General features: G+C 41.6%; 10 protein-coding genes. 2 read left to right on the top strand and 8 right to left on the bottom strand.

Annotated elements, in window-relative coordinates:
• Positions 1-667: 667 nt before the first annotated feature.
• On the top strand, positions 668-1,162 hold the full coding sequence (locus NQ095_RS18360) for a DinB family protein (protein ID WP_258264881.1): 495 nt from the start codon (positions 668-670) through the stop codon (positions 1,160-1,162).
• A gap of 59 nt (positions 1,163-1,221) precedes the next feature.
• On the opposite strand, the gene NQ095_RS18355 is transcribed toward NQ095_RS18360, so the two are convergent.
• The 4 genes from NQ095_RS18355 to NQ095_RS18340 are packed head-to-tail and all read right to left on the bottom strand — an operon-like array spanning position 1,222 to position 4,357.
• The gene (locus tag NQ095_RS18355) at positions 1,222-2,016 is read right to left on the bottom strand and encodes an ABC transporter permease (protein WP_258264880.1); all 795 of its coding nucleotides are present in this window, start codon (positions 2,014-2,016) and stop codon (positions 1,222-1,224) included.
• A gap of 14 nt (positions 2,017-2,030) precedes the next feature.
• On the bottom strand, positions 2,031-2,822 hold the full coding sequence (locus tag NQ095_RS18350) for an ABC transporter permease subunit (protein ID WP_258264879.1): 792 nt from the start codon (positions 2,820-2,822) through the stop codon (positions 2,031-2,033).
• A 6-nt stretch (positions 2,823-2,828) separates the two neighbouring features.
• Positions 2,829-3,713 (bottom strand): ABC transporter ATP-binding protein, encoded by an 885-nt coding sequence (locus NQ095_RS18345; protein WP_258264878.1) that lies wholly within the window; start codon positions 3,711-3,713, stop codon positions 2,829-2,831.
• Positions 3,714-3,736: 23 nt separating this feature from the next.
• Positions 3,737-4,357: a TetR/AcrR family transcriptional regulator gene (locus NQ095_RS18340; protein ID WP_258264877.1), complete on the bottom strand. Its 621-nt coding sequence runs from the start codon at positions 4,355-4,357 to the stop codon at positions 3,737-3,739.
• A 429-nt stretch (positions 4,358-4,786) separates the two neighbouring features.
• On the opposite strand from NQ095_RS18340, the gene NQ095_RS18335 reads away from it, so the two are divergent.
• Positions 4,787-4,951 (top strand): hypothetical protein, encoded by a 165-nt coding sequence (locus NQ095_RS18335; RefSeq protein ID WP_258264876.1) that lies wholly within the window; start codon positions 4,787-4,789, stop codon positions 4,949-4,951.
• A 277-nt stretch (positions 4,952-5,228) separates the two neighbouring features.
• On the opposite strand, the gene crcB (NQ095_RS18330) is transcribed toward NQ095_RS18335, so the two are convergent.
• From crcB (NQ095_RS18330) to NQ095_RS18315, 4 genes are all read right to left on the bottom strand, one after another.
• Positions 5,229-5,585 carry a fluoride efflux transporter CrcB gene (gene crcB, locus NQ095_RS18330; protein ID WP_258264886.1) on the bottom strand — a complete coding sequence of 119 codons (357 nt, stop codon included), beginning with the start codon at positions 5,583-5,585 and terminating at the stop codon, positions 5,229-5,231.
• A gap of 2 nt (positions 5,586-5,587) precedes the next feature.
• The gene (crcB, locus tag NQ095_RS18325) at positions 5,588-5,986 is read right to left on the bottom strand and encodes a fluoride efflux transporter CrcB (protein WP_258264875.1); all 399 of its coding nucleotides are present in this window, start codon (positions 5,984-5,986) and stop codon (positions 5,588-5,590) included.
• Between the two features lie 151 nt (positions 5,987-6,137).
• Complete coding sequence (gene mgtE, locus NQ095_RS18320; RefSeq protein WP_258264874.1) at positions 6,138-7,496, bottom strand: magnesium transporter; 1,359 nt, start codon at positions 7,494-7,496, stop codon at positions 6,138-6,140.
• A gap of 109 nt (positions 7,497-7,605) precedes the next feature.
• Positions 7,606-10,644: an SNF2 helicase associated domain-containing protein gene (locus tag NQ095_RS18315; RefSeq protein ID WP_309137665.1), complete on the bottom strand. Its 3,039-nt coding sequence runs from the start codon at positions 10,642-10,644 to the stop codon at positions 7,606-7,608.
• Between the last annotated feature and the right edge of the window lie 2 nt (positions 10,645-10,646).

Raw genomic sequence — 10,646 nt, 5'->3', positions numbered from 1 at the left:
CCGCTCCAGTTGCTCGCTTTCCGCGGGGCTGGCGGTGAGCCTCCTCGGCTGCGCCTGCGGGGTCTCACCTGTCCAGCGTTTCCCGCAGGAGTCGAGCAACTTCCGCTACAATCAACTTTCGAAGCGTAAGTGTTTAACTATTATATTGTAGTGTCCACCATTGCATACACCAACTCTTATTCTATTAGTTGCAGTGATCGATTACCTTTACTTATAAAATAATCTTACTTACCTTATGCGAAAGACTCATTTACCTCTGACACACCCCAAATGACCCAACTTTCGAAAACTGTAGTCTGGGTATGAACAACAATCTTGGTGTTTTGCAAAAGCATATTCAAGGTATATAGCAGAATCTAGCTATTGATTGGAGTGCAAGACGAAGACTCCTACGGGAAAAGCTGAATAGGTAAGACCCCGCAGGAGCGAAAGCTGTGAGGAGGCTAGCCGAACGCCCGAGGAAAGCGAAGTCTTGCACGGAAATCAATAGCGGTGTATTAAGTGATCCTAACTAGTTACTTGATTGTTTTTCTTTAGAGGAGTTGGATTTACTTTTGTTACTGCCTCGTTTTTTATTCAATAAGCAACCACTTAAAGTGCTATTACTGTACGTGCCCCCTTTCACAGAGTAAAATGAGCTTGAAAGAAAATATGAGGAGGATCTGGCATGGAGAAAGAAATAAAGATCATTGAAGATATTCGTTCTGAATTATTAAATAGTGTGAATGACCTAACAGACGAGGAGTGTAACAAAGAGTTAGAAGAAGGTCGTTGGACGATCATGCAAGTATTGGATCATCTTTATTTAATGGAGAGATCTCTTACAAAAACGATCCAATTGACGCTCGAAAAAGGAAAAGAACAGCAAGTGGACTCGAAGCCGATTCACTATACGGTAAATCGATCGACCAAGGTAGACGCCCCTCCTTTTGTCGTCCCTTCAGAAGAAAAGCAGACCCTTCAACAAATGAACGATAAATTGGAAGCGTCACGAAAAGACCTTCTGATTTTCCTTGAAAAAACGAGTAAAGAAGCTCTACAGAAAAAAGCGTATCCTCACCCTATTTTCGGAGATATTCGATTAGATGAGTGGGTGCCGTTTATTGGTTATCATGAGAAGAGACATTTAGAACAGATCGAAGAGTTGAAAGCTAAATTATAAACCTGCTTGAATAGGATCTGTTTCTGATCGAAACAGATCCTTCTTTCATCAAACCAACCCTACACTTTCAGATCCCGTTTATCATAAAGTAAAAACGTCGCAACGGCCAAAACCCCTATCAACACGATTGAAATCCCTACAAAGGTGGACTCCAGTCCTCCCCCATACATCACATTTTCAGCTTCAAAATACTTGAATGGTGTGAGATATTTCATTGCCTCGATTTTTTCGTTCAAGTCAATGGCGAAAGACAGAATGAATGTAAGTAATAATACGCCAGTTGCGACTGCAGCTGACTTTCCAGGCTTATTACTATAGGCTGCCACGGCCGTGCCGATCATTAAAAATAGTACTTGTAAAATAATCATTCCGACTACCGTTAATCCAATATCCACGGCTACCGGCACATCACTATAATGACCAACAATCAACAAGGAGGAGGTCCAGGTAATCAAAGCGAGTATCCCAATTTGAGTCAAGGCAGCTGAAAGCTTAACCCCTATGATTTTCTTCCTTGTAAGGGGTTTGACAAATAGAAACTCGGCGGTTTTATCCCTTTCTTCCTTAGAAATGATGGTTGCACCGGTCAATGCCGCATGTATGGTTGCTAGTAAAACGATATATAGAAAGAGCACTCCGTAATATCCACTCGCTGTCGCCATATCAAGAGTACCGATTCCGAGAATGGCTTGCATAGACTTAGGCATCCCCTCCATCAACTCATTCATGGATTGACCTGACGATGAGAAGCCTGCATATTTCCCCATTCCAGATCCAATCAATGCAATCATTCCGATGGACCAGATGATAAGGGATTTACAATGGGCCCTCATTTCTCTTACATATACATTCATGTCATCCCCTCCTTCTATACCGTATGAACGTCTTTTTTATTATAAATGATAAAGCTTAAGGCGATTGCGACAGTGATCAGTGTGAACCCTACCACCAGGAATGACCACTCATATGCAGCGTGATCTATAATATATGTGTAGTCAAAGTACTTAAACGGTGTGAAATAACGCCCCGCTTCTTCATTTGCAGCCACCATCCCAATCATGAAGAAGGCAAACACGACACCAAGTGAGAGTGCAAGGACAGATTTCACCTTTGACCATACGACAGCGATGATCATTCCTATGGCAAACATGGTGAATTGTGTGATTATGAGAGTGGTTGAAATCAATAGGAATATATTCAGACTGAACGATTCCACCTTTACCAGGTTGGCGACAATGATTGCTGAAATCACGTAGACAATATTCGTAAGCAGGAGAGAAACTAGAGCTGCCAATACCTTCGAGGAAAGAATCTTCGTCCGGGTCACAGGTTTGGTTAGAAGAAAGTCCGCCGTCTTTTCCCTGATTTCCTTCGAACCGATCGAAATGGCCAGATTCATTGCCTGTATGGCACCGCATAATGTTATATAAAGGAAGAAATAAGAATAATAACCGTTTAGGGATCCTATGCTATCAATCTGTATTCCCAATGCTTTCCGAACCCCCTCCGGAAACCCTTCCAGGAGCTTTTTGAATTCGTCGATTTCTTTAGAAATGGACGGAAACATAGACATGAACAGAATCATCAATGAAACAAGGGCGAAAGTCCAAATTAGAGTCGACTTTCGATAGGACTTTAGCTCATAAAGAAAGATGTTCATAGAGCATCAAGCCTCCTTTTCATAATAGTGCATAAAGATTTCTTCCAGATCGGGCTCCTCGATCCATAGATTCATTATTTCGATATCAGCAATCTTCTTCATCACCTTATTGATATCCCCCCTGAACAAGAAGCTGACTTGGCGGTCTTTTATTTCCAGTTTGCTTACGCCTTCCATCTCAAAGTAAGAGGGTTCGACATTCCCTTTCGTCTCTACCTTGAATTTTTTATGATTATTTTCTTTTAACGTACTGATTTTCTCAACTTGAACGATCCTTCCTTCTTTGATGATTGCGACCCGATCACACATTCTCTGAACTTCACTTAATATATGTGATGAAAACAAGATGGTAGCTCCTTTCTTATTTTCAGCTTGAAGCAATTCAAAGAATTTCTGCTGCATGAGCGGATCCAAGCCTGAAGTAGGCTCATCCAATATAATCAGCTTAGGTTCATGAAGCAACCCCTGTATGATGCCGACCTTCTTCTTATTACCAAGGGAAAGATCATCAATCTTCTTCGATACGTCCAGATTTAACATATCGGCCAATTCCTTGATTCTTTTTGTACAATCCTTTTTATAAAAGCTTGCAGAATACGTAAGAAGATCCATCACTTTCATATTGTCATAATAAAACACTTCAGAAGGCAGGTAGCCCACTTCCTTGGCAATTTCAGGGGCAGATTCAATGCAATCCTTTCCGAAGATCGTTGCGCTGCCGCTCGTTGGACGAATCAATGAAAGAAGGGTCCGGATGGTCGTCGATTTCCCCGCACCGTTTGGACCGATAAATCCAAAGATTTCCCCTTCTTCTACATTAAAACTGATGTCGCTGATCCCCCTGGATTTTCCATAGTTTTTAGTCAATGAATGAATCTCGATCACATTCATCAAATGTTCCTCCCTTTTTCTTTCTATTTATAAAACGAAATCTTTAACAATTCGATATAGGCGTCAATTTCCGCCAGCACTTCTTCTTGATTAATTTCATCTACAGACAGTGACTTCGCTTTCTGCTGTTGTTGATTGGCCATGCCTTCGAAGGTCCAATAAATAACCTGTATCGATTTATTTACGTCAATCCCCTCTTTGAATTTGGAGGTATCGATGTTTGAGAATAAAGTGGCAAAGCTACTCTCCACCATTCTCGTTTTATACTTCTCAATTTCGTCTTTTACTTCTTGAGCTTCTTCTGAGAAGGCACTTGTAAGAAAATTGATCAGATCAGGATAGACATAAAATAATTCAAACTTGATCAATGTCACTGAGCGGATCGTAACGAAGATATCTTGCTCATTCCAGTCGAGTCTTTCATATATTTTTTCTGTAAACAAATTCGAGAGATGTTCATAAAGAGAAACATATAATTCCTTTTTGCTATTAAAATAATGAAAAAGAATACCCTTTGAAATCTTTGCTTCCTTTACGATGGCATTTGTCGAGGCTTTTTCATAACCATTTTCGGCGAAAACCCGGGTTGCGGCTCTAATGATTCGATCTTCTTTCTCTGGGTCGATGTTTAATGACTTAAACAATCTTTTTTGACCTCCTTTTAAAGGACAAGCGTTTGACCACTGTGGTCAATTCTATTTTAAACTTTTTGACCAGTGTGGTCAATATTATTTTTATATAATGGCTGACTCCACTAATTTTCTTCTTCTCCATTAGACAATATATATTCTTGGATTAAAAAAAGAAGCTGGGACAAAAGTGTTTAGTTAAAAAGAAAATCCGAACGATTATTCGAAAATCTTTTTGAAATTCGAGATCGTTCGGATTAATCATTTGGCTGTTTACGTACATATTTATGCTTAGGATTAGTGAGTAGTGGTTGATTCCCAAGCGTAAGGTCTCCCTATAACATAGTAATGTCTGCTGCACCATTGCATATGCCAACTCTTATTCTATTAGTAGCAGTGAAGGATTACAGTTAATCAACAAATACTCTTTCTTACCTGATGTGAATGATCTATACTGCTCCGACATACCGGGCTTATATTATTCTTGCTAAAGCAGTACGTGTATATAGCAGGTTCCAGCTGTTGATTGAAGTGCAGGATGAGGACTCCTACGGGGAAACGGAATGGAACGAAAAGCGGAGGCGGCTTGCTCAGCCCCGACAAGCATAAGATGAATGGGCTAAGAAGGCGTTATTTGACTTCTTGGACCATTTAGCTTATAACCGCGAGGGGCTAGCCGCCGGAGCTAGACAGGTATAATAGCCCCGCATGCGAAAGCTGTGAGGAGGATTGTCTTCCGCCCGAGGAAATCGAAGTCTTGAACGGAAATCGGGCAGCGGTGTAACAAGTGATCCTAACTAATTGTTTGATTGTTCGTTTTTAGAGGAACTGGAACTAGTTATGTCCCATCCTCTTCTTATTGATTCACCCATGCATTGCGTCTCTTTTATACCCTGCCTAAAGCCATCCCCAAAAATGCGAATAATATACCAATCGTGTAGCTGAGCAGTAAATAAGTAATCAGGGGCTTCCATTTTTTATTTGCATGAAGCTGAATGTTTTCCAATTTAAAAGTGGAAAAAGTCGTAAAGGATCCAAGAAAACCAGTCCCAATTAGTAGAATTCCTGGTTCTGGGATGTCCGAGCCGATTACGTATCCAAGAAGAAATGAACCTGCAAGATTGACAAATAAGGTGGCATATGGAAAATCAGACAGATAATATTTCTTGAATAAACGGCTGATCCCAAAGCGTGACATTGCCCCAAAGAACCCTCCGATTGCAACCATCATACCATGCATCATCATTAGACCCCCTTTCGTTTATACAGATCAAATTGTAGCTTACCTAGCCTAAAGCCCGCCCATGACAGGAATAGACCTCCGAACACACTTCCTAATACATAAATAAGTGCCAGAAACAAATGGGAATGAGTAAGAAGGTCGACGGTTTCGACACTGAATGTGGAAAAGGTTGTGAAAGATCCAATCATCCCTGTCCCAATGGCTGTGGCTGCCATTGAATGGATCTTCTTCATTTGAAATATGTACGTTGTGACATATCCCAACGTGAAGCTTCCAATCATATTGGCGAGAAATGTCCCCATAGGAAATGTATAATCCCACCATCCTCCTGCAAATATCCCAAGATAATATCGCAACAGGGCACCCACCATACCGGCTGCACCAACTAATATATATATCATATTTTTCACCTCTGTCATGCTATTTCTTTCATGAAAGAGACTCCTACTGATACATGTGTATCAGTAGGAGTCTTTCACTTTCAAATAATAAAGCTAACTCCCTTGACGATCACTGACCATTTTATCACAGGAAATAGTATCGCCAAATCCTTTACATCAATTTCGTAATAAACATGGTGGCAATTCCAAAATAGATCAGAAGGGAAAGGATATCATTGATTGTTGTGATCAACGGACCGGAAGCAACGGCAGGATCTACGTTAAACTTATAAAGGATGAGGGGGATGATGGTTCCTGCCAATGTCCCGATAATTAACGTAATCAGTAAGGAGCTTCCCACCACGAATCCAAGAATAATATTACCCTGCCACACAAAAGCGATCAGTGCAATCATGATGGCACAGGTCACACCGATGATGATACCTACCCATAATTCCCGGAAAACCAGCTTTATGACTTGTTTTACATCCAAATCATTCGAGACCAGTCCCCTGACGACGACGGCCAATGATTGCGTACCCGTGTTTCCGGTCATCCCCGCTATCATCGGCATAAAGAAAGCAAGTGCCACAACCTGTTCCAAGGTTGCAGAGAATCTGTCAATGATACTTCCAGAAACGAGTCCGATAAACAGTAATAGAACAAGCCATGGAAGTCGTCGATAAGCAGCAACAAAGGGTTTGGTCGTAAAGTCGATGGATTTACCCGATGCAGATAACTTCTCAATATCTTCATTAGCTTCCTGAATGACAACATCAATGATGTCATCGACGGTGATGACCCCGACAAGTCTTCCATCTTCCTCAATGACCGGCAGTGTGATGAAATCATAGCGGCTGATGAGTTTGGCCACTTCTTCCTGATCTGTATGAACATCCACTTTTACCACACGGCTGTACATGATATCTTCAATTTTATCAACTAACTCACTAAGTAATAAATCCTTGTAGGAAATGACCCCTAACAATTTCTTCTCTTCATCAATGACATAGAGATAGTTCAAATATTCGGCGAGTTCTGCGAAATGCTTAAGTTTATCCACTGCTTCACGGACCGTATAATGCTTAGGTATCCAGACGTAACGGTTGTTCATGATCCGGCCGGCCGTTTCCGGTCGGTAGGTCATGAGATTTTGAACCACCTGTGATTCTGCCTGATTCATCTCTGATAGCAATTCCTCTATCTTCTCGGGCTCTAAATCCGTCAATAATGTGGCCAGGTTGTCATTTTCCATCAAATCGAGGACCTTTGTTGATTTCTCTATCCCCAGCTTTTCTAATACGAGCAGCTGGTCTTCTCTTTCTATCTCCTGAATGAATTCCGTTAGTTCTTCAAGAGGCAAATACAGAAGGAATTTATTTCGGTGCTTGGGCGGGAGATGCAGATATTGCTGAGCGATATCGTACGGCTGAAGCTCTTCGATGATAGCTAAAAAAGTGCTTTTCTTCCCATCTTTCAAGCTTTGGATGATGGCAAGAGTGATTTCATTTTCCGTCATGGCTAATGTCATAGAGGGTGCTCCTTATAATATGTTTCTTTTTAGGATGACATGAGGAGATACCGAGAAGGGTACTCATCACCCTACTAGTATCTCCTGAATACTGTGTTAATGCTAATTTCTATTGTACTGTTTGTTGATCTAAAGATAAGATTTCTTTCAATTCCTCTTGGGTTAATGTTTGGACAATCTTTTCCCCAGGGTCCATGATATCCCGGATCAGATTTCGCTTTTTATCCTGTAGCTCATTCATCTTTTCTTCGATTGTTCCTTTGGCAATCAGCTTGATCACTTTTACCTTATTTTCCTGTCCCATCCGGTGGGCCCGGTCCGCTGCTTGTTCCTCTACTGCAGGGTTCCACCAAGTATCAAATAGGATGACCGTATCGGCACTCGTTAAATTTAGACCTGTCCCCCCTGCCTTGAGGGAGATGAGAAATAGGTTCCGTTCCCCTTCATTAAAGCTACTGCACATCTTTACCCTCTCTTCTGAAGGGGTCGCTCCATTCAGGTAAAAGTAGGATTGCCCTTTGAATGCCAGTTCTCTCCCTATCATCTCGAGCATTTTGGTAAATTGTGAAAAGACGAGTACCCTTCTGCCAGACAACCTGGACTCCTCCAATAACTCCATTAGTTTTATGAATTTTGCTGATGAACCCTGATAGCCATCTACAAATAATCCCGGATGGCAGCAGATTTGTCTTAAACGGGTCAATCCGGCAAGAATTTTTATTTTGTTTTTCCTCAGCGTGTTCTTATCCAAGTGTTTCATCGTATCGTGCTTCAGCTTGGCGAGATAAGCTGCATACAATTCTTTTTGCTGGGGGAGGAGCTCAGAAAAATCGATGATTTCTTCTTTTCCGGGAAGTTCAGTCAACACGTCTTCTTTCATTCTGCGAAGAACGAACGGCCTGATTCTCTTCGCTATATCTTTTCTCGTTAAACGACTGTAATCCTTAAGTCCATTGAATAATCCGGGAAATACAACGTGGAAGATGGACCACAATTCTTCAAGTGAATTCTCCACAGGTGTTCCTGTCAAGGCGAAACGATTATCCGCTTCTATATTCTTAACACTTCTTGCCGTTTGGGTGAGTGGATTTTTAAAGGCCTGTGCCTCATCAAAAAAGACCGTATGGAATTCCTGTAGTTCATACCATTTACTGTCGCTTCGCAGTAAAGGATAGGAAGTGATGATTACATCCGCATCCTTCATACCTTTCTGTTTTTTCTTTCGTACAGCCTGGTTACCGTCCATGATGAGGACATTCAGGTCCGGCGCGAATTTCCCACATTCGTTTTTCCAGTTATAAGTGAGGGAAGAGGGACAGACAATCAGGACCGGAAGCTTCTTTGCCCTGATTTCTTCCAGTTCCGATACGATAAACGCGATACTCTGAACCGTTTTCCCAAGTCCCATATCATCAGCCAAGATCCCTCCTAAACCATAATGGGAAAGTGTCTTCATCCAGCGAAAGCCTGACTTCTGGTAGTTTCTCAGCCGATCGTTTAATATGGCAGGCACTGAAATCCCACTCCTGTCGGGGTTCATGAGATGCCCGTAAAATTCATGGAAGGAATGTTCCAAAGTGAAAGAATGCCCACCATCAACTGTATCCAGGAGGTGCAGGCTTTGATGCAAAGGCAGTTCGAGCCCCTTCACGAGATCATTCTTCTCTGCTTGTGAGGTATGCATGAAGCGCTGAATATCTTGAAATTCCTTTGTTTCCAGTGACAACAGTGAACCGTTCCGCATCCTGTAATACTTCCGTTTTTCGTCCAGTGCCCCGAGGATGTCCATTACCTGTCTATCCGGGATGCCATCCATTTCAAATGTAAACTCCAGCCAGTTCATTCGTTCCTTTTTTACTTTGACCTTTATTTTGGGATGATGATTCCCTTTGGAAATCCTGTTTCTTACGGCGGTGGTGGCATAAATTTGAACATCCTTTTGAAGCTTGGTCACACCATAAGTTAAAAACTCATATTCCAAATCTTCATTGTGTAAGTAGTAACCACCTTCTGTTTTCCCGAAAGAAAACTCGTCCATCCATTCCAGAATGGTATTTTCTTTCTCTACATTTCGAATAAGCAAAGAACCTGATGGCGCCTCTCGGTTTTCAAGGGGATGAATAACGATTTGATCATAATGGAATTCAAGTCCAGCTAACAATCGATTCTTAACCCGGTCAAGGTATAGCTTCGCAACAAGAGGTGCCGTTTCCAGCCTTTGGGCAATGCCTTCTGATATTTGTACCTCCCCTAATTTCTTCAATCCAAGAGCCACTTTTTCAAGGAAAAAGCCGATCTGATCTGGTGAAATGGGGATGAACTGAGCCCTTGAATGGTCTAACAGTCTCTTTAATTCAGTAAGTCTTTTACCATTCATGCTGTCAAGCTCTGTAAAAATGCCATTATGAATAACGGTTTGATACTCTTCCATGACCTTCATCTCATCTAGTCCCGAGATGTATAACCTGTAACCCCCTGCGTCGGCCTGCTTAAAATGGAACTTTAATGGAAGAGGCAGTTCTCCTTGCCGAAAGCCTTCACAGACTCTTGCGCTATGTTGCACTTTGACATCTTTAGCACGTTTAAGCAATGGTATGAGGTTCTCCCATGATGAAGGAGGGATAAGCAAATAGTCATCGTCGTTTTTCTCCAATACAGACCCCTTTGACACTTTCACAAGATATTGAATGACAGCTGCCGTATCATTTTCAAAACAATGAAACTCAGGGTTGAATATGAATGAGTCTGAAATATGAAAGGGTTTCCCTTCATTTATATATTCCAAAAAAGATCGAACCGGGTTTACCTTACTTCCCTCTATTGTACATTCAATTCCAATCATGTCTCCCCCGTAATGCGTGGATATGGATTTAATCTGAAATTCACAGGGCACAATCTGCCTGTTTTCAAAATGACGAAGCTTGGCGGGGGAACGAAAGGATTCTTCCTGGAACAATGTGAAAAATTCCTCTGCCACGTCTTCTTCATTCCTTTTCATCTTTCGCTCTTCATTCTCCATTTTCAAAAGTACAGCAGCTATATGCTGACAATCCTTATCAAATGATGCGAGCTTGGGACAGCTGCAATAGGCTTCGATTTCACCTTTTGCATCCTCTTGAATGGTAACGTGGAATTCTTCTTCCCCCATTA

Origin of the sequence: Rossellomorea sp. SC111, from assembly GCF_024733565.1 — a bacterium.
GTDB lineage: Bacteria > Bacillota > Bacilli > Bacillales > Bacillaceae_B > Rossellomorea.
The sequence above is the reverse complement of the archived record's forward strand: the minus strand, read 5'-3'. Positions and strand labels throughout refer to the sequence as shown.

Excerpts from the sequence above, each read along its gene's own strand:
- crcB (WP_258264875.1), bottom strand. The coding sequence starts at position 5,986 with ATGATATATATATTAGTTGGTGCAGCCGGTATGGTGGGTGCCCTGTTG.
- NQ095_RS18315 (WP_309137665.1), bottom strand. The coding sequence starts at position 10,644 with ATGGGGGAAGAAGAATTCCACGTTACCATTCAAGAGGATGCAAAAGGT.
- crcB (WP_258264886.1), bottom strand. The coding sequence starts at position 5,585 with ATGATGCATGGTATGATGGTTGCAATCGGAGGGTTCTTTGGGGCAATG.
- NQ095_RS18350 (WP_258264879.1), bottom strand. The coding sequence starts at position 2,822 with ATGAACATCTTTCTTTATGAGCTAAAGTCCTATCGAAAGTCGACTCTA.
- NQ095_RS18355 (WP_258264880.1), bottom strand. The coding sequence starts at position 2,016 with ATGAATGTATATGTAAGAGAAATGAGGGCCCATTGTAAATCCCTTATC.
- mgtE (WP_258264874.1), bottom strand. The coding sequence starts at position 7,496 with ATGACATTAGCCATGACGGAAAATGAAATCACTCTTGCCATCATCCAA.
- NQ095_RS18360 (WP_258264881.1), top strand. The coding sequence starts at position 668 with ATGGAGAAAGAAATAAAGATCATTGAAGATATTCGTTCTGAATTATTA.
- NQ095_RS18335 (WP_258264876.1), top strand. The coding sequence starts at position 4,787 with ATGATCTATACTGCTCCGACATACCGGGCTTATATTATTCTTGCTAAA.
- NQ095_RS18345 (WP_258264878.1), bottom strand. The coding sequence starts at position 3,713 with ATGAATGTGATCGAGATTCATTCATTGACTAAAAACTATGGAAAATCC.